This is a genomic window from Streptomyces sp. NPDC013157 (assembly GCF_042899865.1).
GTDB lineage: Bacteria > Actinomycetota > Actinomycetes > Streptomycetales > Streptomycetaceae > Streptomyces.
On the sequence record NZ_JBIBAK010000015.1, the window covers coordinates 289148 to 314365 of the forward strand.

Here is a 25218-nt window from a genome sequence, read left to right on the forward strand (position 1 = left end):
AATGCGGCTTTACGGGCGCCTCAGTGGACCTCTGTCACCAGCACGTCCAACGCCCACGGCTGCCCCGCCTTCGCGGGCGCCTCCGCCTCCGCCTCGTACCCCAGCTCCCGCAACGCCTCCACCAGCTCGCCCGGACCGGCCGGCGCGATCCCGGCGGCCAGCAGACTCCGCACCATCCGCCCCTTCGTCGCCTTGTTGAAGTGGCTGACCACCTTCCGGGTCGGCGCGTGCAGCACCCGCACGGTCGCCGTCCGCCCGGCCACCTCGCCCTTTGGCTTCCACGCGGCCGCGTACGCCGCCGACCGCAGGTCCAGCACCAGCCCCGTCCCGGCCGCCTCCGGCAGCACCTCGGCCATCGGTCCGCGCCAGTGCGTGCCCAGCGCGCCGAGACCCGGCAGCCTGACCCCCATCGAGCAGCGGTACGACGGGATCCGGTCCGTCACCCGGACCGCGCCCCACAGTCCGGAGAAGACCAGCAGCGACCGCGCGGCCCGCCGCTTCGCGGCCGCGTCGAGGGAGGCCAGGCCCAGGGCGTCGTACAGCACCCCGGTGTAGATCTCCCCGGCCGGCCGGGCGCCCGCCGTCCGCAGCGCCGCGTTCTTCGCGACCTCGCCGCGCAGCCCCTCGCTCAGCCCGAGCACCTCGCGCGCCTTCTCCTCGTCACCGGCGCACAGGTCGGCCAGCTCGCCGAGCACGGCCTCGCGCGCCGCCGCGAGTCCAGGCAGGGACAGCGACTCCGGCTTCAGCGGGGCGCCACGGCCCGAGGACGCCTTGCCTTCCGACGGCGGCAGCAGGACCAGCACGGATACTCCTCTTCACCAAGGACGTTCATCATCAACGCTCCGCGCCAGCGTAGAGCGCCGGAGCGGTGCGATGTGACTACGCTCGTCCTATGCCCCGCCGCCACATCCGTGTCAAGGGTGCCCCCGAGGCGCCCCTCCGGGCTGCGCTCGCCGCCCTCCGGACCGACCTCGGCGTCCCCGAGACCTTCCGGTCCGAGGTCCTCGCGGAGGCCGAGAGCACCGCCAGGTTCCCGGCCGTACCCGGCCACGACGCGACCGACATCCCCTTCTTCACGGTCGACCCGCCCACCGCGAACGACCTGGACCAGGCGATGCACCTGTCCCGGCACGACGGCGGCTACCGCGTCCGGTACGCCATCGCCGACGTCGCCGCCTTCGTCGTACCGGGCGGCGCGCTGGACTCCGAGGCGCACCACCGCGTCAACACCCTCTACTTCCCGGACGAGAAGGTCCCCCTGCACCCCGCCGTCCTCAGCGAGGGCGCGGCCAGCCTGCTCCCCGGCCAGACCTGCCCGGCCGTGCTGTGGACCATCGGCCTGGACGGGGAGGGCCGGACCGTGACCGCCGACGTCCGCCGGGCCCTCGTCCGCAGCCGGGCCAAGCTCGACTACGCGGGTGTGCAGAAGCGGATCGACGAGGGGACCGCCGAGGAGCCCGTCGCCCTGCTCAGGGAGATCGGCGAGGCCCGCGAACGCCTGGAAGTCGCGCGCGGCGGTATCTCCCTCAACGTGCCCGAGCAGGAGATCGTCGAGTACGACCACACCTACGAGCTCACCTACCGCGCCCCGCTGCCCGCCGACGCCTGGAACGCCCAGATCTCCCTGCTCACCGGCATGGCCGCCGCCGACCTGATGCTTGCTTACGGCACCGGCGTCCTTCGCACCCTGCCGACCGCCCCCGACGGCGCGGTCGCCCGCCTGCGCCGCACCGCGCACGCCCTGCGCATCGAGTGGCCGCACCACGTCTCGTACGCCGCCCTGATCCGCTCCCTGAACCCGCGCCGCCCCCGCCACGCGGCCTTCCTCCAGGAGTGCACCACGCTGCTGCGCGGCGCCGGCTACACGGTCTTCCGGGACGGTGTCCTCCCCTCGAACACCGCCCACGCGGCCGTCGCCGCCCCCTACGCCCACTGCACCGCGCCACTGCGCCGCCTGGCCGACCGCTACGCCTCGGAACTGTGCCTGGCGGCGGCCGCGGGCGAGGAGCCGCCCGACTGGGTGCTGATGGCGCTGGACACGCTCCCCAAGCAGATGGCCGAAGGGGCACGGCGCGCCGGCACGGTGGAGCGGGAGTGCGTCGACATCGTCGAGGCGGCCCTGCTCAAGGACCGGGTCGGAGAGGTCTTCGACGGGTGCGTGGTGGAGGTCGAGCCGCGCCGGCCGACCGTGGGCAGGGTGCTGCTGCAGCAGCCCGCCGTCATAGGCCGGATCGAGGCCGCCCACCCTCTCCCACTGGGCGAGCGGCTGCCGGTGCGGCTGACCGAGGCCGATCCGGGGACGACGAAGGTGCGGTTCGCGCCCGCGTGAGCCGTCGTCCGGCGGCGCGGAGCCGCCGGACGCGAGCGAGGCGAGGCTCAGGCGGCGACGAACCAGCGGGTCAGGACGGCGTCGAGGTCGGCTCCCTGGCCGTTCGCACCCTGGTTGCTCTCGTCCTGGCTGTGCCCGTCCGCGGCCCAGGCCACGAACCCGTCGGGCCGTACGAGGAGACCGGTCAGCTCCGGCCGCCCCGGGCAGGCCGCGGTGACGACGTCCACCCGGTCGCCGTACCCCTCCGCGCGGGCGCGCAGCTTCGGGTCGTCGGCGAGGTCGAGGAGCAGGGCGCGGCCGTCGTGCAGGTGGTCGCCGAGCCGGGTGCCGTCGGAGAGCTCCAGGTCCGGGGCGCTCTGCCCGGTCAGCGGGTGGTCGCCGGGCAGGTCGTAGTGCTGCCAGACACCGGAGATCTGCTTGACGAGGTACGTCGTCCCGGTCGTCGTCAGCGCGAGGTCGGTGACCACCCGGCGCAGGGCGCGGGCGTGCCGGTCCGGGCGCATCACGGCGATCTGGGCGCGGGTCCAGTCCAGCACCCAGGCGCCGATCGGGTGCCGTTCGGCGGTGTAGCTGTCGAGGAGCGAGTCGGGGGCGGCTCCGCGCACCACGGCGGCCAGCTTCCAGCCGAGGTTCATGGCGTCCCCGAGCCCGAGGTTGAGCCCCTGCCCGCCGAACGGCGAGTGCACGTGCGCCGCGTCCCCCGCGAGCAGCACCCGGCCCTTGCGGTAACCGCTCGCCTGCCGGGCGTTGTCGGTGAACCGGGTCGAGGAGTGCACCTCGTGGATGGTCACCTCGGCCACGCCCGACACCCGGCGCAGAGCGGCCTGCAACTCCCCGGCGGTGACGGGCGCGGAGCGGTCGGCGGGCGGCCCGTCGAACTCGACGGTGAGGATCCGGCCCGGGAAGGGCCCGTTGACGTACGTCCCCACGTCGGTGGTGTTCCACCCGGCCCCGAGCCGCTCACCGCCGCTCATCTCGACGACCGCCTGGTAACCGGTGATCTCCGGCTCGGTCCCGGGGAAGTCGAACCCGGCGAGCTTGCGGACGGTGCTCCGCCCGCCGTCGCACCCCACCAGCCAGCCGGTGCGGACGGTGTGGTCACTGCCGAGACGTACGGACACCCCCTCGTCGTCGGCGTCGAAGCCGGTCAGCTCCACGCCCCGGCGCACCTCGACGCCGAGCCGCTCGGCGCGGGCGCCCAGGATCCGCTCCAGCTCCACCTGCGGCACACCGAGGCCGACGCCGTCGGCGGGGCCGATGTCGGCGAACGCCGGGTCGGAGCCGTCGAACAGGTCACCCCGCATCATGATCCCGGCGAAGTGCCCGGCGAACTTCGGGGGAGTCCGGGGCGCGTCGGCCGCCCCGGCCCCCTGCTCCCGGTCCCGGTCCCGGTCCCCGAGGAAGGCCCGCATCCGCCACCGGTTCCGCTCCCAGGCCGCCGCGAGGTCGGGCAGCAGCCCGCGCCGGTAGAGGCTCACCGCGCCGGCCGTGTTGATCCCGCCCGCCTTGATGGTCTCGTCCACCTCGGCCAGCCGCTCCACGACCAGCACCTTCGCCCCGCCGAGCCGCAGCTCGCCGGCGAGGAAGAGACCGACGGGCCCGCCGCCGGCCACCACCACGTCGTAGTCCGTGCCGGTGTCGCCGTTCTTGTCATTCCTGCTGTCCGCAGTCGTCATGCTCTCGTTCATGACTTCACTGTAGTCACTAAAACTTTCGAGCGGCTATAGTTTTCTCGTGATCGATGAAAACAGGCCGGGCGGGCCGCGGGAGTCCCTGCGGGAGCGCAAGAAGCGGGAGACGCGGCAGCGGATCTCGAACGTCGCGACGGTGATGTTCCGGGAGCGCGGCTTCGACCATGTGACCGTCGCGGAGGTCGCGCGGGCGGCCGGGGTGTCGGCGATGACCGTGTTCAACTACTTCCCGCGCAAGGAGGACCTGTTCCTCGACCGCATCCCGGAGGCCGTCGCGGCCTTCGCCGGTGCGGTGCGGGACCGGGCGCCCGGCGAGGCCCCGCTCGCGGCGCTGCGCCGCCTGGCCTTCCGGTTCATCGACGCGCGGCATCCGCTGGGCGGCGTGGGGGAGAACTTCGGTGGCTTCTGGCCGGTCGTCGCCGACTCGCCGGCGCTGCGGGCCCGCGCCCGTGAGGCGGTCGAGGAGGTGGAGCGGGCGCTGGCCGGGGCGCTCGCCGAGGCCGGGGTGGCCGACCCGGAACTGGTGGCGGCCGTGACCGTGGCCGCGTACCGCTCGGTGTGCGTCACCTCGGTGAGCCGTCAGCTCGCGGGCGACCCGTTCGCGGAGATCGTCGAGGACCACCGGCGGCGGATGGGGGCGGCGTTCGACGCGCTGGAGCGGATGGTGCGGTAGTCGCCCCTCTCCCTTGACGGCTAACACCGTTAGCCTTACCGTTATGGCTAACGGCGTTAGCTGAATTGCCTCTGGAGGCAGCCATGACCGGCACCACGAACGTCACCCCCGCCCTCCGCACCGCCACCACGGTGGCCCGCCGCACCGCCTGGCTGGCCGCCGCCCTGTTCTGGACGGCGTTCGCGGTCCTGGAGGGCGTGAACCACGGCTGGCTCGCAGGCGCCCTCGCCCTGCTCTTCCTTCTCCTCCCGGACCTCACCTTCCTGGTCGCCCTCGACGAGGCGCCCCGGATGGCCAAGGGGCAGCTGGCGCCGCGCGCGGTGCCGTACTACAACGCGATGCACCGGGCGCCGGTCCCGCTGGCGCTGCTGGTGGCCTACGCCTTGGGGCCGTTCGCCTGGCCCCCTGCCTTCGCCGCGCTGTGCGGCTGGCTGGCCCACATCTCGTACGATCGCGCCTTCGGGTACGGGCTGCGGACGAAGGAGGGCTTCCAGCGTGACTGAGGCGACTGGCATGACCGGTGGGACCGGTGGGACTGGTGGGACTGGTGGGACTGGTGGGACTGGTGGGACCGGTGGGACCGGTGGGACCGGTGGCGTGACCGACGCGACCGACCGGCTGACGCCGAGGGCGCGGGAGATCGTCGCGGCGGCCAGAGAGCTGCTGGAGGAGTCCGGACCCACCGTCCTCACCATGCGCACCCTCGCCGACCGCCTCGGCATCAAGGCCCCGTCGCTCTACAAGCACTTCCCCGACAAGCACGCCGTGGAGGTCGAACTGGCCGCGCAGATGCTGGAGGAGTCGGGGGAGGCACTGGAGACGGCCGCGTCCCGGCACCCCGGCTCACTGGAGGCCCTGGCCGAGGCGTACCGCGACTACGCCCTGGCCCACCCGCACCTCTACTGCCTCGCCACCGAACGCCCCCTGCCGCGCTCCCTGCTGCCCGCCGGCCTGGAGGACCGGGCCGCCCTCCCTCTCCTGCGAGCCTGCGGCGGCGACCGGGACCTGGCCCGCGCCACCTGGGCGTTCGCGCACGGCATGGTGGTCCTGGAGATCCACGGCCGCTTCCCGCAGGACGCCGACCTGGACGCGGCATGGAAACGGGGCCTGAAGGCGTTGCACCCTTAGCGCAAGGGGGGTGCCGAGAATGGCTGAACACGCACGGTGGACAAGAGCACGGCTGGGCCGCTGCGGCCCGTCGCTCGACATGCTGACGGCCCGCTTCGACAAACACGTGTACGCCCCGCACACCCACGCCGAGTTCTCGATCGGGGTGACCGTGGGCGGCGCCGAGGTGATCGCCTATCGGGGCGGCCACATCCACACCGGACCCGGCGCGATCGTCGTCCTCGCCCCCGGCGAGATGCACACCGGCGGCCCGGCCACCCCGGCCGAGGGCTACGCCTACCGCGCCCTGTACGCGGACCCGTCCCTGCTGGCGGACGGCACGCTGGACGCCGTACCGCACTTCCGGGACCCGGTCGTCGACGACCCGGAACTGACCGCGGCCATCCGCCAGGCCCACACCGACCTGGCCGCCTGCCCGGACCCGCTGGAGGCCGAGACCCGCCTCCCCTGGCTGCTGACGGCCCTGTCCCGCCGCCACTCCACGGCACGACCGGCGCGGGACGTGGTCCCCGGCGCCCACGGCATATCCCTCCTGGTCCGGGACCGCCTCGCCGACGAACTCACCTCCCCGCCGACCCTCGCCGACCTGGCGGCCGACCTGGGCCTGTCCCGCTACCAACTCCTGCGGGCCTTCCGTACGACGATGGGCGTACCGCCGTACGCCTGGCTGGCCCAGTACCGGGTGAACCGCGCCCGCTGCCTGCTGGAGGCGGGCGTGCGCCCCGCGGAGGCGGCCACGCTCGTGGGCTTCGCGGACCAGGCGCACCTGACCCGCTGGTTCCGCCGGGTGCTGGGGGTGACCCCGGCGGCCTACCGCAACAGCGTTCAAGACGCGGCACGGTCCTGACAGCGAAGCTTCCGGTATGACTGCACGCGGCTGGTTCCTGTTCTCCCTCATGGGAGTGATCTGGGGCATCCCCTATCTGATGATCAAGGTGGCGGTGGACGAGGTGTCCCCGTCGATGGTGGTGTTCGCGCGGTGCGCGGTCGGCGCCCTGCTCCTCCTCCCCCTGGCGATCCGCCAGGGCGGCCTGTTCCGCACCCTGCGCACCCACTGGCGCCCGATGCTGGCCTTCGCGTGCATAGAGATCATGGGCCCGTGGTTCACCCTGACCGACGCCGAACGCCACCTGTCCAGCTCGACGGCGGGCCTGCTGATAGCGGGCGTACCCATCGTCGGCGTAGTGGCGGCACGCTACTTCGGCGGCGAACGGGAACACCTGGGCGTACGCCGGATCACGGGCCTCCTGATCGGCCTCGCCGGCGTCGGCGTCCTGACCGTCCCCCACCTGACCGGCGGCGACGCCCGCTCCCTGGGCGAGGTCCTGCTCACCGTCATCGGCTACGCGACCGCACCCCTGATAGCGGCCCGCCGCCTCAAGGACGTCCCGACGCTGCAGCTGATAGCACCGTGCCTGACCCTCGCGGCCCTGGTCTACGCCCCGGCGGCCGCGGCCACCTGGCCGACCGCGATGCCCTCCACGAACGCGTTGCTCTCCCTCCTCGCCCTGGGCGTCCTCTGCACGGCGGTGGCCTTCGTGGCCTTCCTGGAACTGATCAAGGAGATAGGCCCGACCCGTTCCACGGTGATCACGTACGTCAACCCGGCGGTGGCGGTGGCGGCGGGCGCCCTCTTCCTGGGCGAGAGCTTCACCGCGACGATCGCCGTGTCCTTCGCGCTGATCCTGACGGGGTCGGTGCTGGCGACGATGGCCTCGGCACCGAAGGGGGCGGCACGCCCGGTAACATGGTCGACACGGCAGACGAGCCGGGCGGACGGCCGCGTGGAGTCCCCTTGACGGGGGGCTTCCCGAGGAACGTCCGGGCTCCACAGGGCAGGGTGGTGGCTAACGGCCACCCGAGGCGACTCGCGGGACAGTGCCACAGAAAGCAAACCGCCGGGGACCTCGGTCCTCGGTAAGGGTGAAACGGTGGTGTAAGAGACCACCAGTGCCCAGGGTGACCTGGGCAGCTAGGTAAACCCCACCCGGAGCAAGGTCAAGAGGGGCCGCTGTAAAAGGCGGCCCTGCGGGGACGTTCGAGGGCTGCCCGCCCGAGCCCCCGGGTAGACCGCACGAGGCCGGTGGCAACACCGGCCCTAGATGGATGGCCGTCGCCCCGACTCCCGCGAGGGACCGGGGTACAGAACCCGGCGTACAGCCCGACTCGTCTGCCGCCACCTGCGGCTTTGCCTGGGAAAGGGCCTCTGACCTGCGTCGGAGGCCCTTTCCGGTCTTTCGGAGGCTTGCCGCGTTACGCGGCGGAAAGTCCCTCGGAAGTCCCTCAGACAGCACTGAAAGTCCCTGAAAAGTCCCTGGAGCGGAGGGGCGGGCGAGGCTCCTGGCCTGGGCATTCGCGACAGCCATTGGAGCAGCATCCTGGGGTCGCAGAGCTTGGTGCGGCCTTGGCCCGATGGGATTACGCGGCCTCGGTGTCGGCCGTCGCGTCAGCCCGCACGGCTCATTCGGCGCTGGCTGAGTCGGGGGTGCATCCTTCGAGGCTCTCCCAGCTGCCCGGCCACCGTTTCGATGAACGCGGCCAGCTGGTCCATCCACTGGGCCGGCCTGGCCGAGCGTGAGGTGGAAGCACAGCGGGAGGCACTGGCCGTCTGCGGCGAGGTGGATCTTCGTGCTCAGCCCGCCGCACGAACGTCCGATGGCGTGGTGGGCGGGTTCGTCGGCCGGGGCCCCTCCAAGCCCATGAAAGGGCGAGGCTAGTGACGCGCCGTCCTGAAACGGCACGGCCCTACACCCGGTCGTGCCTGAGAGTCGTCTCGCCGAGTCCGAGGGCCATGCTGCCTATGAGCTGACGAGCGAAGTCCTCCAGGATCGAGGGGTGGTAGCGAGGAACTCCATGACCCGCTCGGTTCGCTGCTCAGGCGAAAGCTCTTTCAGTTCCTGCTGCCATGCCAGGGTGGCAGCACCGCCATCCTCGACCTCGGCATTTACGATGAGGCTCCAGAGCGCCTGCTGGGCGTCCTCACGAGCGAGCCAAGTCATGAACATCTGCTGGAACTGCTCGCTCGTCACAGTGACCTTCGGGTCGCTGGGCGCGGTGGCCACATCTTGGGAAGGCGCGTCAGCCTCGACCCCCGGGACAGCAACAGGAGGTGTCGTCGTGATCCCGGCCCGCAAGGCCTTCTTCCGGGCTCTGCGGGCCTGCTGCTTCAGCACCAAGGCTTCGCGCTTGGCAACGAGGACCGGCACGGCCTGGGTGTGCCACCAGTGGGCAAAGAGAGGTTTTGCGATTTCTACGAGACCATCGATGATCTGGCCCGCGATGTCAGCCACGAACTGTTGGCCGGGGGTGAGCTGAGGACGCTGATCCTCTACGTACTCGGTGACGTAGACGATCTCGGGCCTGTCTGCGAAACCTGACTCGTCTTCGGCCTTCAGGCGGATCTCGACGTGCTCCGGTCCCTTGTCACTCGTCTTGGGAGTGAACCCACGACTCCAGCCTTCGCTCTTCCGCGAGTCGGCGAGACGCTCACCCTTGGGGATGCGAACAACTGCGTCGACCTCGTCGTACTCCTGGTCCTCGGCCATGCGTCCTCGTCAGTGCTCGGGTCTTCCTCGGCGCTCGGTCGACTAGGATGTCGCGGTAGTAGAACCTCATCCATAACCGTAGCTGTACCGTCCGACGATTCGGCAGGTTCGGCGAGCATCGCATGAGCCGCCACAGAGCCGCAGGTCCAAGGTTGTCACCAGTCTCCTTGCCGGATCCGCTCGTCGGACACGATCCCGTAGACGTACCGCCCGGAACGTTCGGGGCATCGTGGAATCTCCGACGGCCCCGCGATCGGCCATGCCTCCAGCGCTGACCTGATCTCGTGCCACTGCACGTTGCGCCGGCTCTCGACGATGACCAGGGTGTAGCGGTTGGTCCGGTAGGTGAAGGGCTTGCCGGTCTTCGTGTAGAAGACCTCTCCCTGGTGCTCCTCGATCCGAGGCCTCGCCGTCTCCATGTTGGGACCGACCGGCGCCGGCTCGGGCGGAGGTGGCGGTGGCACTGGATGCCCTGCCCACCGGAGCCGTTCCTCCGGCGTTGGCTCCCGGCTACTCCGATGCCAGGATGCGCTCCCTCGCACGGTGGTCGACGTGACTGCCAGCTCTGTGCCGTCCGGCAGCACCCCACGGCCAGGCTCTCGGTAAGGCTCCGCAATCGTGATGTCACGTCGTTCATAGCCGAGCCTGTTGGCAACTGACTCCAGGGTGCCCATCTGAGTGTTCCCGACGTACGACCACTGGTCCTCGCTCGCATCGTCCGAGAACTCCACGACGCCGACAAGGTAGACCCCGTCCTCGTTCGGGTCGCCGAAGAGCTGCCGCAAGCGGTCGGGTCCAAAGTCGCCTGTCATCTATCCGTCCACCCCTGCATCGCCGCTATCAGATTCTCCGTCGATCAACGCGATCACAGTCTCCTTGGCTTGCGGCTGAGTCGCGTGCTGTGCCATCCGTGACCCGATCACGGCCACCCTGCTGAGCACCTCGGCGGCTTCCTTGAGTGTGGTTGAGGGCGGCAGCACGAAGCGCGCGCCAAACTCGACCTCACCGCTGAGCTTGGCCTGCCCCTCGCCATAGCCATTGCCGAGGAACGCTGGAGCGCCGAGTTCCTTGAGCCGAGCCACGCCATCCTTCTCCCACTGCAACGTCTTGCGCGGCGGATGGGGTCTCCACGGAATCCAGTCCTCTTGGGCGAGGTACTCCTGCCAGAGCAGCGCCAGCCATCTCCCAGTTGTCCCCCCGGTCGGTCAGCAGCGTTCGCGGCCATCGCCGTCAAACCGTGACCTGGCCGCCTTCCACGCCTGCATGCCGACCGATGCGCCAGACCCACAGGCCGCCCGTCCCGTCCGTGCCCCCGTCACGGATGGGACGGGCTTCGGTTCTATACCAGGGCCGCCACCCCACCAGTCCCAGAGGTCACTCGCTTATCCACTCTCGGCGATTCGGCCACGTTCCGTGGCTCGGCAAGCGCGCTGGATACGCCACGCATGACACCGAGGTGGGGGCATGACCGGACAGCAATCACCACCGGCACCCGTCATGGCCTGGGCAGAACGAACCCTGGGCCCGCTCGCCGTGCTGCACAGCGCCGCGGCCGATCCGTCGCTCGCTCGTACCTGGCACGTCGTACGACTGCCACCGGTTCGGCTTGTCGAAGACCGGACCGGGGCACTGCAGCCGAGCCGGTTCGAGAGTGTGCGGGCTGGGGGCCGCCGGTTGATGGGTTTGATTCAAGCCATGATCTGTCCCTGCCAATTTGGATAGCCCAGAAGTGTTGACTCGTTACAGTGCGGCGGCTTAGATCTTCAACTCGTAAAGATCTTATAAAAGTAGGGTGGGGGCTATGGGGTGGGGTGTGTCGCGCCGTCATGCCGGTGCGCACGGGGGGCAACGCAGTTCCGCCGGACACCACGGGCGGAGCGCGAGACGAGTCCTTTCAGGCGCGGTGGCAACGGCATTATTGGCAGGACTCCCCGTGGTGGTCGTGTCAGCACCGACGGCTCACGCGGATGCGATGTCGGAGGCGCAGGCCGCCTCGGCGCAGGCAACTGAGTCCGGCGAGCAGGTCGAGGTGGTGGGCCAACGCACCGAGTACTCGACAACCTATGCCAATCCTGACGGCTTGACGTTCAAGCTGGTGCAGTCGGCGGTTCCCGTGCGGGCCAGGCTCGCTGACGGTTCGTGGGCGGCACCGGACGCGACGTTGGAGCGGCGAGCTGATGGTTCGATCGGGCCGAAGGCCGCCGTGTTGGGTATCTCGCTGTCCGATGGTGGCGATGATGACGCGCTGGTGAAGCTGTCCGAGCGTGGGGCGTCACTGTCCTTGGGCTGGCCGGGCAAGCTTCCGCAGCCGACGCTGGATGGTGCGTCCGCGCTGTACGCGGACGTGCTGCCGGGTGTGGACCTGCGGATGACGGCCACCGTCGAGGGCGTTCGGCAGGTGCTGGTGGTCAAGAACGCGGAGGCGGCTGCCAACCCGGAGTTGAAGAAGCTCGACTTCTCAATGCGGGCCGATGGGCTCACTGTGCGGGACGGGGGCGGTGGCCTGTCGGCAGTGGACGCGGATGGCAACACGGTCTTCCGTGCCCCGGCTGCGCAGATGTGGGACTCCGCGGGTGATGCGATCGCCCCGTCGGGGACTGCCTCAACGGCGACCGCGTCGCAGGCTTCGTTCAGCTTGAGGTCGGTGAGTGATGCATCGGTGTCTGCTCAGGAGACGCCGGCCAAGGACGGCTCCGGCGAGACGTCGGCGGACCCCACGGCAGGCCCGAGCGACGGTGACACTTCTGTGGTGCTGCCCGTGTCGGCCGACACGGATTCGGTCACGGTGGTGCCGGACGCGAATCTGCTGACCGGCGCGGACACGGTGTACCCGCTGTACATAGACCCGGAAGTGTCGTGGGGCGAGTCGGAGCGCACACTGCTGTCGTCCGACGGGGACACGTTCTACAACTTCTCCGGTGGCGACGACGGCAAGGGCGTCGGCTACTGCGGCACTTATGTGAGCGGCGGGTACGCCTACCCCTGCGGTTCGGGCTACAGGAACCGGATGTACTTCGAGTTCTCGCCGGCCCAGCTGGCGGGCAAGCAGGTGCTGGATGCCACCTTCAAGGTCACGGAGCGGTTCTCGATGTCGTGCGAGCCGTCTTGGGTGGATCTGGTGCGCACCGGGAACATATCGTCGTCCACGACCTGGCCGGGCCCGACGAAGAACTGGGACCTGATGGTCGACCGGTACGTCTCGGCCGGCCGGGGCTCGGCGTGCGAGCCGAGCCAGCCGGACAAGGCCATCGAGTTCAACGACAACCCCACCGAGACCAACGAAAACCTCACCTCGACGGTGAAGAAGTTCGCCGCCGGTGACATTTCCCGTCTCACGCTGATGTTGAAGGCTCACGACGAGTCCGACCCCAATGGCTGGAAGCGGTTCGACGACGACGCGGTCCTGGTCGTGGATTTCGTCGGCATCCCGGCCAAGCCCACCTCGATTGGCCTGGTCACGGGCGATGGTACCCAGTGCGAGACGAAGCAGAGTGACCCGCTGATCGTCTCGACCCCGAATGCGCGGCTGACAGCGACCGTGCAGACGGCCAAGGGCGGCGAGGACGACGCCCTGCTGCGTGCGGCGTTCGACGTCGACAAGTACACCGCCAGCAGCGACTCCTGGTCCCAGGCCATCGATGAGATGGAACGGCCCACCAGCGGCCATGCCTCCGACAACGAGAAGTTGTACGCGGACACTCCGACGCTGACCGACGGCACCCTGTATAGATACCGGTCCTGGACCCGTTCGTACTACAACAGCTACGCCAGCCATCTCTCCTCAGCATCCAACGCCTCCACCAACAGCTGGTGCTACTTCAGGGTCGACTCGACCCGTCCGAAGGCTCCCGGTATCACGGTGGCGAGCCCCTACTCCCGGTGCATGACCAACGCCTGCGAACCGGGCGGTGGCCCTGGCACCAAGGCGACCTTCACCTTCACCCCCCACTCCGGGGACACCAACACCGCTTACCAGTACAAGCTCTCCACTGAGAACGCCTGGTCCTCCGCGATCTCCGGCGCGACGGTGACCACGGACCTCACCCCCACCACATCGGGCACGTACACCATCTTCGTACGAGCCAAGGACACCATCGGCTGGGGCGCCCAGAACGCGATCGACTTCGTGGTTGCCGAGGGCCCAGGCCCGGTCGGGCAGTGGCATTTCGATGAGTCCAGCGGTGCCGCGATCGACACCTCGACGACCGTGACGGCCAACCAGGACAACGCCACCCTCTCCGCTTCTGGAGCCTCCCGCGACGGACGCGGTCGGCGCGGCGTCATCACCAAGGACGCCAGCGGCAACGACCTCGCTACCCCGATCACCGACACCGGGCTGACTCTCGACGGCTCCGCCGGCTACGCGGCCACCTCTGGGGCGGTGCTGGAGACACGGGCCTCTTACACGGTGTCGGCCTGGGCCCGTATCGCCTTGGCCCCGGCACACAACTACGCCGTTGTGTCACAGGTGAGCGCAGATGCCACCGCGTCGGGATTCTCGCTCTATTACTCCACCTCCTACAAGGGCTGGATCTTCAACTGGCACTGGCGTGACTCGGCCGGAACCTCACACATCATCCGGTCGTACGCCAACCAGACGTCGATTCCGTTCGGGGTATGGACCCATCTGGCTGGCGTCTACGACTCGGACGCCAACACCATCCAGCTGTACGTCAACGGAAAGCCCCAGGGTTTCCCCGTCGTGCTGGACACCGGGCAGCCCACGGCCGCAAACGGCAGTTTCCTGATCGGCCGGACCCTTTACACGGCAGGATCTCCCACCGATTACTTCGGTGGCCAGATCGACGAGGTCCGGGCCTGGCAGGTCAAACTCAGCGATGACCTGGTTTCTCAGGATGCACGGCTGCTGAACTCCACCGGCTATGCGGGGGCCGAACTGGTGGCCTCCTGGAATCCGGCCACCGCCGCCGGCACCACCCTCGCGGACACCGACTCCGGCTACGGCCGCTCACTCGCCCTGTCGGGCGGTGCGTCCCTCGATGGTGAGGGGATCGTGCTCGATGGAACGGACGACGCAGCCACGGCCTCCGGGCCACTGGTGGACGAGACCGGCTCGTTCACCGTGACCACCGCTGTACAGCTGGACAGTGACGCGCTCCTTGCCAAGAGCGTGGGCTACACGGCTCAGGTGATCGGACAGCGTAGTGCCGACGGTTCCGCCTGGGGCTTCTGGTACGAGCTGAAGAGCATCGAGGACGACCCTGAGACGGAGACGACGGTGCCTGTCGGCGTGTGGCACTTCGGGCGCCTCAACGCGGACGGCACCTTCACTGGTGTCACTTCCAACGACGCGGCCACGCTGGGCAGTCCGGTGCGTATGACCGGGGTGTACGACGCTCAGTCCGGCACGATCAGTCTCTATCTCGGGCTCAACCAGAACGGTGACGACACGGTTTACACGGCCGTCGTCGGATCCGGTGACTTCGCGGTCGGCAAGGGCTTTGTGGGCTCTTCCTGGGGCCACTACCTCCCTGGATCCATCACCGACATCCGGGTCTGGGCCGGTGCCATGGCCAGTCAGGACCAGATCGCCAACACCGTCGGGGACTAAGCCCGCCACTACATCACCTGGGGGTGGCGGCGGCAGTCGCCGCCACCCCACTTCACCATCACACGGGTTGGGGCCCGTGCCACCACCGGCCCAGTCACGCCGAGGTGTTGACGCCTGCCGCAGCCGCTCCGCCCCGCTCTCGGTCTTTCCCGATCCTTCTTCACCTGGGGGTTTCGTGCGTTCCCGAATACCAGCCCGCTGGGCGCCGCTAGTGGTGACCCTCTCCTTGGCCCTGAGCGTCCCGGCCGCGCTGACACCGGTCGCGGCCGCCGCGACGGGTGGCCTCAGCAAGCCCGCGGTGGCCGAGCAGCGCGTGAGCAAGGTCCGGACGGTGACGGGGCTGGGCGCCAAGAAAGCCCGTGCCACGGTCGCCAAGGCCAAGGCCGACAACACCGCCCAGGCCAAGAAGGCATTGGCGGAACAGAAGACGACCTGGCCCACAGCGGCCGAGGACACAGCACAGATCCCGGCACGGGGGAAGGCGAAGCTCACCGCCGGCGGACTGCCGGTGACGATCACCCGGTCCGGAGGCAAGGACACTGTCGCCGGCCCGGCGCGGGTGCGCGTCCTGAGCCACAAGGCCGCCGAGGCCGCTGGCATCAAGGGAGTCCTGCTCACCGCGACGGCAGCCAGCCCCGGCAAAGCCGATCTAAGCGTGGACTACTCGGCGTTCGCGTCCGCATACGGTGGTGGCTGGTCCGGCCGCCTGAAGCTGGTCCGGTTGCCCGCTTGCGCCCTGACCACGCCGGAGAAGGCGGCGTGCCGGGTGCGAACCCCGCTCGCTTCGCACAACGACATCTCCGGCCAGTCCGTCTCGGCCGAGGTGAGCCTTTCCTCCACTTCGACCGCCACCACCAGCCTGATGAGCGCTTCTGCGTCCTCGGCCACCGTCCTCGCGGTGACCGCTGCCGCCGGCGAGTCCGCTTCCGGCTCGGGTAACTACTCCGCCTCGCCCCTGTCGTCCTCCTCCAGCTGGGAAGCGGGCGGCTCTTCCGGCGCGTTCACCTGGTCCTACCCGTTGAACACGCCCCCGGCCGCGGCCGGTCCCTCCCCGACACTTTCGCTCTCGTACGACTCCGGCAGCTCGGACGGAAAGACGGCGTCCACGAACAACCAGTCCACTCAGATCGGCGAGGGCTTCGACATCACGTCCTCCTACGTCGAGCGCTCCTACGGTGCCTGTGACGACGACGGCCAGGACGCCAAGTACGACCAGTGCTGGAAGTACGACAACGCCTCGCTCGTCCTCAACGGCAAGTCCAGCGAACTGGTCAAGGACGACACCACCGGCGTGTGGCGGCTCAGCGACGACGACGCGTCCACCGTCACCCACTCCACCGGCGCCGACAACGGCGACGACAACGGCGAGTACTGGACGGTGATCACGGGCGACGGCACGAAGTACGTCTTCGGCCTCAACAAGCTGAGCGGTGCCGACAGCGAGCGGACCAACTCCGTATGGACGGTCCCGGTCTACGGCGACGACTCCGGCGAGCCCGGCTACGACAACGGCGACTCCTTCTCCGGCCGCTCCCTCAACCAAGCCTGGCGCTGGAACCTGGACTACGTCCAGGACCCGGTCGGCAACGCGATGACCTATTGGTACACCGCAGAGACCAACTACTACGCCAAGAACGGCGCCGCCACCGCCACCACCGCATACACCCGAGGCGGCTACCTCACCAAGATCCTTTATGGGCAGAACAAGGACAGTCTGTTCAGCGGGGTCACCTCGGACAAGGTCACCTTCTCCTATGACGAGCGCTGCACCGCCGCCGACTGCTCGTCACTGACGGACTCCACCGCGGACAACTGGCCGGATGTCCCCTACGACTCCATCTGCGCCAAGGACGCGGACTGCGACGCCAAGAGCCCGGCGTTCTTCACCCGGAAGCGCCTGACCGGCATCGACACCTACGCCTGGTCGGCCGCGTCGAGCGCCTTCACCGCCGTCGATTCCTGGGCGCTGACCCAGGCGTTCCTGGACGGCGGCGACATCGGTGACACCTCCGACCAGACTCTGGTGCTGAAGTCCATCAAGCACACGGGTAAGAACGGCACCGACATCGCCCTGGACCCGGTCACCTTCGGCTACCAGATGCGGGTCAACCGGGTCGACTCCAACTCCGACGACATCCTCCCGCTGACCCGCCCGCGCATCGAGACGGTGACGTCCGAGACCGGCGCGATCACCACCGTCACCCTGTCCGACCCGGAATGCGTCCGCGGCTCCAACATGCCGGCCGCCGAGGACAACGACACCAAGAGCTGCTACCCGAGCTACTGGCACATCAACGGCGCCAGCGAATCGTCGATCGACTGGTTCCACAAATACCGCGTGACGGCGGTCCTCTCCTCCGACCCAACCGGCCAGAACCTCGCGGTCGAGCACGCCTACAGCTACTCCGCCCCTGCCTGGCACTACAACGACGACCCGATCACCCCGGCCGACGAACGCACCTGGTCCATCTGGCGCGGCTACGGCAAGGTCACCGACACTACCGGCGACTCCGACGGCACCCAGTCCAAGACGGTCTCGCTCTACCTGCAGGGCATGAACGGCGACAAGCAGAAGGACGGCACGACGCGGTCCGTCTCCGTCGCCGGCATCGACTTCACCGGCCTGGACGTGACCGACCAGACCGACAGCGACCCCTACGCCGGCCAACTGCGCGAGCAGATCACCTACAACGGCGCCACGCCCGTGACGGTCAAGGTCAACGACCCCTGGCTGAAGAAGACGGCCACCCAGCACAAGTCGTACGCCGACACCGAGGCGTACTACGTCCGCACCGCGAAGACCTACACCCACACCTATCTCAACGCCACGGCGAAATGGCGGACCAGCGCCACCTCGACCACGGACTTCGACGACTACGGCATGCCCACCAAGGTCTACGACGAGGGCGACACCTCCGTCACCGGCGACGAGACCTGCACCCGCACCTGGTACGCGCGCAACGACGCTCTGGGCATCAACTCCCTGGTCTCCCGCACCCGCAAGGTCGGAAAAGCGTGCTCGGTCGCCGAGACCTCCCTGGCCCTGCCGGCCTCCTCCGCCACCCGCGGCGATGTCCTGTCCGACACGGCCACCGTCTACGACGACACCACCGCCACCGCCTGGACCACCTCCCAGACACCGACCAAGGCCGAGATCACCTGGACCGGCCGTGCCTCCGCCTACCCGGCCACGGTCACCAGCGGCGAGCGCGCCCCGAGCTCCTGGCAGACGCAGTCCAAGCTGACGTACGACACCCTCGGCCGTGTCCTCACCTCGACTGACGCCGGTAACAACACCACGACCACGGCCTACACCCCCACCGCAGCCGGCCCGCTGACCCGGACCAAGGTCACCAACCCCAAGTCGCAGAGCATCTACACCTACGCCGACTACGCCCGGGGCACGCCCACCAAGGTCTACGACGTCAACAACAAGATCACCGAGAGCACCTACGACGCGCTGGGCCGCAAGACCGCCACCTGGCTGCCCAACCGCTCGCACTCGCTGTCGCAGAGCGCCAACTACACCTACGCCTACTCGGTCACCAACGACGCCCCGTCCTGGACGTCGGTGTCGACGCTCAAGGCCGACGGCACCACGTACAACACCACCTACACCCTCTACGACTCCATGCTGCGCACCCTCCAGACGCAGTCACCGACCGCGGTCGGGGGCAGGCTGCTCACGGACACCCGGTACGACAGCCGCGGCCTGGCGTACGAGACGTTCGCCGACATCTTCGACTCGACGGCGACCCCGTCCGGCACCTACACCCGGGCGGAGTACGGCGAGGCACCCAAGCAGACCGAGATCGTCTTCGACGGAGCCGAGCGCCCCACATCGAACACCCTCCTCGTCTACGGCTCGCAGAAATGGTCCACGTCCAGCACCTACACGGGTGACTCCACCGCCACCACCGCCGTCTTGGGCGGCTCGGCGGTACGGACCATCACCGACGCCCAGGGCCGGACCGTGGAACGCCGCGAGTACGCCGGCACCTCCCCGGCCGACACCGGCTTCGGGGCCACCGTCGGCGCCGCCTACACCTCCACCGCGTACACCTACACCCGCGACGGCAAGCAGTCCACGATCACCGGCCCCGACGGCAACTGGTCCTACATCTACGACCTCTTCGGCCGCCAAATATCCGCCACCGATCCCGACAAGGGCGCCACCACCACCGGCTACACCACCCTCGACCAGACCTCCTGGACCAAGGACGGCGCAGGACGCGTCACCGTCTTCGCCTACGACGTCCTCGGCCGCACCACCGACACCTGGAGCGCCGCCTCCAACGCCGACCTGACCTCCACACTGGAGGAACAGGTCGACGCGAACAAGCTCACCCACTACGCCTACGACACCCTGGCCAAGGGCCAACTGGACTCCTCCACCCGCTATGTCGGGGGAGTCTCCGGCAGTGCCTACACCAGGCAGGTCACGGCGTACGACAACCTCTACCGCGCGACCACCACGCAACTCGTCCTGCCCGCCAGCGACACCCTGGTCACGTCCGGCGCGCTCTCGTCCCCGACGCTTACCTCCTCCACGTACTACAACCTCGACGGAACCCAGCAGTACACCTCCGAGCCCGCAGCCGGCGGCCTCGGCGCCGAAACCATCAACACTGACTACAACAGCCTGGGGTTGCCCACAGCCGTCACCGGATCCACCGGCTACCTCCTCGGCGCCAGCTACTCCGCTCTGGGCCAGACCGAGCAGCTCACCCTGGGAACGTCGTCCGCGTCCGGCACCAAGAAGGCGTACATCACCAACAAGTACGAGGAAGGCACCGACCGGCTGATGGAGTCCTCGGTCACCGACCAGACCCACAGCTACCAACTCCAGGACCTCAACTACACCTACGACGACGCAGGCAACGTCACCGCGATCAACGACCCCACCACCCTGGGCGGCACGAGCGCGGCCGACAACCAGTGCTTCACCTACGACGGCTACCGCCGCCTGACCAACGCCTGGACCCCCTCCACCGCCGACTGCGCCACCAGCAACCGCACCACCGCCAACCTCGGCGGCGCCAGCCCGTACTGGACCTCATACACCTACACCGACTCCGGCCTGCGCAAGACCGAGACCACCCACACCACCAGTGCCACCACCACCAAGACCTACTGCTACAGCACCACCAAGCCCCATCAGCTCGCCGCCACCACCACCGGCAGCACCTGCACCGGCGTCACCGCCACCTACGGATACGACGACACCGGCAACACCACCACCCGCCTCGACGGGACCGCCTCCCAGTCCCTGGCCTGGGACAACGAAAGCCGCCTGAGCAAACTGGTGGAAGGCAGCTCCACCACCGGATACGTCTACGACGCCGACGGAAACCTCCTCATCCGCCGCAACACCGCGGGCGAGACCGTCCTCTACCTCGGCGCCACCGAAGTCCACCTGGACACCAGCACATCCACCACCAAGTACTGGGCCCAGCGCTACTACTCCGCCGGATCCACCACCATCGCGGTCCGCACCAACAAGTCCGGCACCTCGACCCTCTCCTACCTCGCCGCAGACCAGCACGGCACCGCCACTCTGTCCCTGGACGCCACCACCCAGGCCGTGACCAAGCGCTACACCACCCCCTTCGGAGCCTCCCGCACCGGCGGCACCGGAACCTGGCCGGACGACAAGACCTTCCTCGGCAAGACCGCCGACTCCTCCTCCGGCCTCATCCACCTCGGCGCCCGCGAGTACGACCCAACCCTGGGCCGCTTCATCAGCGTCGACCCGCTCCTCACCCTCGACCAGCACCAGTCCCTCAACGGCTACACCTACGGCAACAGCAGCCCCGTCTCGAACTCGGACCCGAGCGGTCTGAAACCGGTACCGGACCCCGGCGGCTCCGCGCCAGTCAGCTGCCCCAGCCTGATCAACCCGTCCTGCCCCGAGTACACGGGCGGCGGCACCACATCCACCAGCCACACCAACAACGGCACCGCCACCACCAGCAACACCGGCAGCACCAGCAAGAGCAGCAGCAAAAGCAACGGAGGTGGCGGCGGGCTCCTGCACTGGGTGTCCAGCGCCGTGGACACCACCATCAACTACGGCACCGCCATCCTCACCAACACCGACATCCTGACCGGCGGCTTCGAGACAGCCCTCAGCATCTTCGCCATGAATCTCGGCGGCGATATAGCTGTCGGCGGAGCGATGCTCTGCACCACCGTCGCCGGCTGCGTAATCGGCGCCCCCGCAGCAGCAGGCGGCCTGGCCATCACAGGCGCCGGCGCGATGGGCGCCGCGGACGGCATCAACCGCATCGACAACGGCCTCAACAAGGCTCTCAACGAGGCTAGTTCAGAGTCTGGCGCTGCGTCCCCTAAGCCAGCGCCGAAGCCCAAGCCAGCGGATTTGGGCGCCAGCTGGAAGCCGTCCAAGCCATCAAACATCTGCGGCAGTAACGGATGTGAGGACGTGGCGGTTGATATCCAGTCGAAGATCGGCGGCGACCGAATGCGCATCACGGATTCGATGGGTGCGCCAAATCTCGGAAAGTACCGCAACCAGGAGACAGGTTGGGCCCATCACGACGTCGTCGTCCGAGACGGCAGGGTCTATGATGCTTGGACAGGTCGTCACGGTGAGGCCATGGACGATTATATGAGCCATTGGCAGTACGGTGAATACTTGCAAATGACGCCTAGCCCGTACACACCGTGAGGTCGCGGAAATGGATTTCAGCCGGTTGCTTAGGGACGTGCAAAAGCGTCCAGACGCCTACGGACTCAACGGAGGATATCGCGAGTTTGTCGCGTTCGTAAACGGATGCAATTCGGCAACCGGTGGCCGTCTACTGGACGGATTCTCTGCCTACCTAGCGCAGAGCTTCGGTAGCGGCGGAAATCTCTACTGGGCGCTTCTAGTTGCCAAACTGGGAGTTGCTCCGAACGAGATCCGTCACGTGGATGATATTTCCGGGGCGGCTGAGATGCAGGTAGTGTCGCGGCTCTTCGTGGAGCTGCTCAAATTCCTAGAAAGTCGTGAGTCGGTGGACATAATGTCGAACTGATGGCCTGCGCCGGGCGGCTGTGCTAGTTGCCCGGCGTACCGATGGTGCCGCTCCGGAGTCTCCGAATCGACTTCACCAATCGATGGCGCTTTAGTACCTTTGAGATATTGCGCTGGCGCAAGAAGCAATGGAATCGCGAATTTTCAATATGATAGGCGAGCCGGAGAGGGAGGGCGGATAAACTCGCCCTCGCGGTCTCATTATCTCGGTACTCCAGAGTGTCTCATCGGCGAAGCCATCTCTGAACTGAAACTGATACGGGTCCTGGGAATCAAATGTGAATCGGCGATGCTGGTTCAATGCAAGGGTCAACTCTCTGTTTGCGGCGCGAGCCGCTTCGGCTTCTTCCGTCCTTTCTTCAAGCTCTTCGTTTTTCTCGGCGACTTCCTGTTCCAACATGACGATGCGTCGATGGAGTTGGTCGATATCCGGCGGAGCGCCGAGCCCCGACTCTCGCCATGTCTGCTCGCCGAACAGTCCGGAAAGGCGCTTCTCCAGCTGGCGTACTCGTGCGGAGAGTCGAGTGTTCCGCTCCAGTGCGTTGGCCAAGTCGGCCTGCAGGGAGGCTCGCGTGACAGCAGCCTGCCCGCCCTCCGTAACAGGCGTGGTGGCGGCAGCGTGGACGCGTTCGAGCAGATCGCGGTGACGGTAGAGGAAGCTGCGATCGACTCGGGCCGCGCGGGCGAGGCCGGAAACGGTGATGTCGCCACCGGTCCGCAGGACAGCGTCCAGAGATTTGAGCACGCGCTCCCGGCGCCGTGCGGAGTCGGCTCGCTTGCCTTCGATCATGCTGGAGGTCATGCGGTCCTCTCGGGGCGGAGATCGGGCAGGGGCTGTCTTACCTTCGGCATGCCGAGCGGGACGACGCCCGCCCGTGTTATGCGGACAACGGTGACGGCCTGCTGGATCTGGGCTCGGTCCTCGTCGGTGAGGTCGTCGAGTTCTCCGCGAACGCGCTTGACCAGGCGGCGCACTCGGCTGATCTCGTCGTTCGAGGGCATCGCCTCGTCCTTGGCCCAGTCGTCGGCCGTGGTGAAGGCGGCCAGCCGCTCGCGGTTGCGCAGGAGATCCGCCAGGTAGGCTTCCAGGTCGGGCAGGTAGGACACGTCGGTGCGGAAGTGACTGCAGCCGACGCAGCGGAAGCGGACGGGGCAGTCCTGGCCGCCGGCGGCGACGTTGGAGGGTTCGGTGCAGGTGCCGTAGGGGACCTGGGTCTCGCCGATCGCCCGGCGGGCGTGCTCGGAGTCGAGGACGGCCTTGGCCTGGCGCCACACGCGGTTGCCGTGCCGGTCGAGCTGCATCGCCGTGACCCGCTCGACCGCTTCCCGTTGGCGTTTCTCGCCGACCCGGTAGTAACGCTGCGTAGTGGCGAGTTGGCGATGATCCATCAAGGCTCTGAGGGCGTCGACGGGGACGCCGGCATCGGCGCGACGCTGAGCGTAGGTGTGACGGTAGGCGTAGGCAAAGATCTTTGCCTTGTCGAAGGGCAGCATTTTCGTGACGCGCTCGCCGGCGACCGCGACGACGGTGGGAGAAGGAAGTCTGGCAGGGAGTCGACCCACCCTCGGTGGCTGTCGCCGAGCCAGCTGGCGGTCAGCGACTTCGTGCCGTGCGGGTTCGCGACCGGCGACGGCAGGAGTGCGAGGTCCTTGTCCGGGGTGTGGGGGAAGCGGGTCCGTACTCGCTGCTGCTGTTCGGTGATGAGGGCCGCGGTGCCTTGGCGATCGGCAGGCTCGGCCGTTCCTGAACGCCTTGCGGTTGTCGTAGATCAGGACGGGCTCGCCGTCGCCGTCCCGTTCGAGGCAGTCGAAGGGCAGTTTGCAGATCTCATCCGGTCTCCGGCCGGTGTCCATCAGCAGCTCGACCGCTGTCCGGGCCTGCGGGGCGCCATTGCCCAAGACGTCCAGGTGATCGCAGAGTTGGCGCATCACCTCGGGCGGCAGGTCACGGCCGGCCTCGGTGTCCTCGGGATCGTCGGGGATGTCCTCGGGCCGGAACGTGAACTGTTCGGACAGGCCGTGCAGCAGCTGGCCGGGCTGGGTCAGCCCGAGGCTTCACATCCGGATGAGCATGCGCCGCAGGTGCCGGACATCGACGACGTGACGCGTGGCGGCGACCTCTCCCTTCTGCACCAGGTAGCGCATCCGGTTGAGGAAAGCCACGATGTCGTCGCGGCCCAGGAGCCGCGGGTCCGTGCCCTTGTCCGGCCGGTTCAGACGGAGGCTCTCCGAGAGCCTGACAATGCAGTTGATCTGCGTCTGCATCGCTCCGCAGGGATTGGTGCCTCTGTGGCGGGGAGCGTCGTCGACCGCCCAATCCTGGGCGGCTCTGCGCAGCCAGGGCTGGCTGATCTGCTCTGGGAATTCGGCGTACACGCCTACGGCCCCAAGCAGACGGCCTGGCCGACACGATGGCCGACCTCGTCACGGCCTGGGACCGCACGGCCCGTGACAGCACCCCCACGCTCACCGTCCACCCCGCCCACGCCTGTCACCCCGTCGAGTCCAACCCGCATGTGATCAGGAAGTCCCACGCCCACCTCGTGTTCGACTGGGAAACATCCGGCCTCGCGGACGGCTGACGCAGCGTCCCGGTGCCTATCGCCGAGCGGCGGATGGATCTCGTCGACGCTGTCCAGGGCGAGGGAGGCGCCCTCCTTCAGGAGGGAGTGCAGTTCGGCCGGGTGGAGGCGGTGCCACACGGTGTGCCGGCGGGTGGCCACCGGCGCGGTGTAACCGCCGACCAGCAGCGTCTCGCCATCGCGGGACAGCCTCACGCGCGGCGGCTCCAGCCGGTGGGCAGCGAGGATCTGGCTGCGGTCGTCCCAGGTCATCAGTCCGGCGACACCGAGGGCGCCGGGGACGTGGCGGTGTTCGTGGTGCGGTGCCTGGGCGAGGAACGCCTCCCCGCTCAGGCACGCCGCGATGGACACGTGCGTCATCGCATGGGGCTCCCGATCGTCAGTCGTTGCCGTCGTGCTTGTCAATGCCTCCGCCGTCCGAGGGGATGGTGTCGCGGCCCCGGGCGGCGACGATCAGCCGACGGGAACGGACCAGGCCGGCCGTCGACGGCGCAGCGGGACTCTGCATGAGGACCCTGCTCGATCAGCCCACAGCGGGAATCGGACAGATCACTCGGAAAACCACAACGGTGGTCATGACCAGGAAGCGCCGTCGGTCGGGCGTGCACCCAGGCGCGTGTCCGCCAGCGGCAGACGCCGCCCTGCCGTCAACGACCGCACGC

At 68.5% G+C, this 25218-nt stretch carries 18 protein-coding genes, 1 other RNA gene and 1 pseudogene; 10 read left to right on the plus strand and 10 right to left on the minus strand.

The window, feature by feature from the left end:
- Positions 1 to 20: 20 nt before the first annotated feature.
- Complete coding sequence (gene yaaA / locus ACFY6U_RS37090; protein WP_390045427.1) at positions 21 to 803, minus strand: peroxide stress protein YaaA; 783 nt, start codon at positions 801 to 803, stop codon at positions 21 to 23.
- A gap of 89 nt (positions 804 to 892) precedes the next feature.
- Here yaaA and ACFY6U_RS37095 point away from each other — a divergent pair, with 89 nt between their 5' ends.
- Positions 893 to 2329: an RNB domain-containing ribonuclease gene (locus ACFY6U_RS37095; protein ID WP_390045429.1), complete on the plus strand. Its 1437-nt coding sequence runs from the start codon at positions 893 to 895 to the stop codon at positions 2327 to 2329.
- 47 nt (positions 2330 to 2376) lie between these two features.
- Here the strand turns inward: ACFY6U_RS37095 and ACFY6U_RS37100 are convergent, their stop codons facing one another.
- A complete protein-coding gene (locus ACFY6U_RS37100) occupies positions 2377 to 4005 on the minus strand; it encodes an FAD-dependent monooxygenase (protein WP_390045492.1) in 1629 nt (542 codons plus the stop codon).
- A gap of 58 nt (positions 4006 to 4063) precedes the next feature.
- Here ACFY6U_RS37100 and ACFY6U_RS37105 point away from each other — a divergent pair, with 58 nt between their 5' ends.
- From ACFY6U_RS37105 to rnpB, 6 genes and pseudogenes are all read left to right on the plus strand, one after another.
- The gene (locus ACFY6U_RS37105; RefSeq protein WP_390045431.1) at positions 4064 to 4693 is read left to right on the plus strand and encodes a TetR/AcrR family transcriptional regulator; all 630 of its coding nucleotides are present in this window, start codon (positions 4064 to 4066) and stop codon (positions 4691 to 4693) included.
- Positions 4694 to 4776: 83 nt separating this feature from the next.
- Entirely contained in the window at positions 4777 to 5196 is a 420-nt protein-coding gene (locus ACFY6U_RS37110; protein WP_390045433.1) for a DUF4260 family protein, read from the plus strand.
- A 94-nt stretch (positions 5197 to 5290) separates the two neighbouring features.
- Complete coding sequence (locus ACFY6U_RS37115; protein WP_390045435.1) at positions 5291 to 5821, plus strand: TetR/AcrR family transcriptional regulator; 531 nt, start codon at positions 5291 to 5293, stop codon at positions 5819 to 5821.
- A 19-nt stretch (positions 5822 to 5840) separates the two neighbouring features.
- Positions 5841 to 6668, plus strand: a complete 828-nt coding sequence (locus ACFY6U_RS37120; RefSeq protein ID WP_390045437.1) for an AraC family transcriptional regulator — start codon at positions 5841 to 5843, stop codon at positions 6666 to 6668.
- Positions 6669 to 6747: 79 nt separating this feature from the next.
- Positions 6748 to 7470, plus strand: a pseudogene (locus tag ACFY6U_RS37125) (DMT family transporter); the annotation flags it as partial.
- Between the two features lie 115 nt (positions 7471 to 7585).
- Positions 7586 to 7994: RNase P RNA component class A (gene rnpB, locus ACFY6U_RS37130), an RNA gene on the plus strand.
- Between the two features lie 625 nt (positions 7995 to 8619).
- Here the strand turns inward: rnpB and ACFY6U_RS37135 are convergent.
- The 3 genes from ACFY6U_RS37135 to ACFY6U_RS37145 form a co-directional block, all read right to left on the minus strand.
- Positions 8620 to 9366: a hypothetical protein gene (locus ACFY6U_RS37135; protein ID WP_390045439.1), complete on the minus strand. Its 747-nt coding sequence runs from the start codon at positions 9364 to 9366 to the stop codon at positions 8620 to 8622.
- Positions 9367 to 9521: 155 nt separating this feature from the next.
- The gene (locus tag ACFY6U_RS37140) at positions 9522 to 10178 is read right to left on the minus strand and encodes a hypothetical protein (RefSeq protein ID WP_390045441.1); all 657 of its coding nucleotides are present in this window, start codon (positions 10176 to 10178) and stop codon (positions 9522 to 9524) included.
- Positions 10179 to 10448, minus strand: a complete 270-nt coding sequence (locus tag ACFY6U_RS37145) for a hypothetical protein (RefSeq protein ID WP_390045443.1) — start codon at positions 10446 to 10448, stop codon at positions 10179 to 10181.
- An 851-nt stretch (positions 10449 to 11299) separates the two neighbouring features.
- Between ACFY6U_RS37145 and ACFY6U_RS37150 the strand changes: the two genes are divergently transcribed.
- The 3 genes from ACFY6U_RS37150 (at position 11300) to ACFY6U_RS37160 (ending at position 21975) form a co-directional block, all read left to right on the plus strand.
- Positions 11300 to 14938 (plus strand): LamG domain-containing protein, encoded by a 3639-nt coding sequence (locus ACFY6U_RS37150; RefSeq protein WP_390045444.1) that lies wholly within the window; start codon positions 11300 to 11302, stop codon positions 14936 to 14938.
- Positions 14939 to 15152: 214 nt separating this feature from the next.
- On the plus strand, positions 15153 to 21626 hold the full coding sequence (locus tag ACFY6U_RS37155) for an RHS repeat-associated core domain-containing protein (RefSeq protein ID WP_390045446.1): 6474 nt from the start codon (positions 15153 to 15155) through the stop codon (positions 21624 to 21626).
- Between the two features lie 10 nt (positions 21627 to 21636).
- Positions 21637 to 21975, plus strand: a complete 339-nt coding sequence (locus ACFY6U_RS37160) for a hypothetical protein (protein WP_390045448.1) — start codon at positions 21637 to 21639, stop codon at positions 21973 to 21975.
- Between the two features lie 90 nt (positions 21976 to 22065).
- On the opposite strand, the gene ACFY6U_RS37165 is transcribed toward ACFY6U_RS37160, so the two are convergent.
- The 5 genes from ACFY6U_RS37165 to ACFY6U_RS37185 all read right to left on the minus strand — a co-directional run bounded on the left by ACFY6U_RS37165 (position 22066) and on the right by ACFY6U_RS37185 (position 25064).
- Positions 22066 to 22776, minus strand: coding sequence for a DUF6262 family protein (locus ACFY6U_RS37165; RefSeq protein WP_390045450.1), 711 nt, complete (start codon positions 22774 to 22776; stop codon positions 22066 to 22068).
- Positions 22773 to 23468 carry a hypothetical protein gene (locus ACFY6U_RS37170; protein ID WP_390045452.1) on the minus strand — a complete coding sequence of 232 codons (696 nt, stop codon included), beginning with the start codon at positions 23466 to 23468 and terminating at the stop codon, positions 22773 to 22775. The genes ACFY6U_RS37165 and ACFY6U_RS37170 overlap by 4 nt, the downstream gene beginning before the upstream one ends.
- A gap of 561 nt (positions 23469 to 24029) precedes the next feature.
- Entirely contained in the window at positions 24030 to 24350 is a 321-nt protein-coding gene (locus tag ACFY6U_RS37175; protein ID WP_390045454.1) for a hypothetical protein, read from the minus strand.
- A gap of 2 nt (positions 24351 to 24352) precedes the next feature.
- On the minus strand, positions 24353 to 24916 hold the full coding sequence (locus tag ACFY6U_RS37180) for a hypothetical protein (RefSeq protein WP_390045455.1): 564 nt from the start codon (positions 24914 to 24916) through the stop codon (positions 24353 to 24355).
- Positions 24917 to 24935: 19 nt separating this feature from the next.
- The gene (locus ACFY6U_RS37185) at positions 24936 to 25064 is read right to left on the minus strand and encodes a hypothetical protein (protein WP_390045457.1); all 129 of its coding nucleotides are present in this window, start codon (positions 25062 to 25064) and stop codon (positions 24936 to 24938) included.
- Positions 25065 to 25218: the final 154 nt, after the last annotated feature.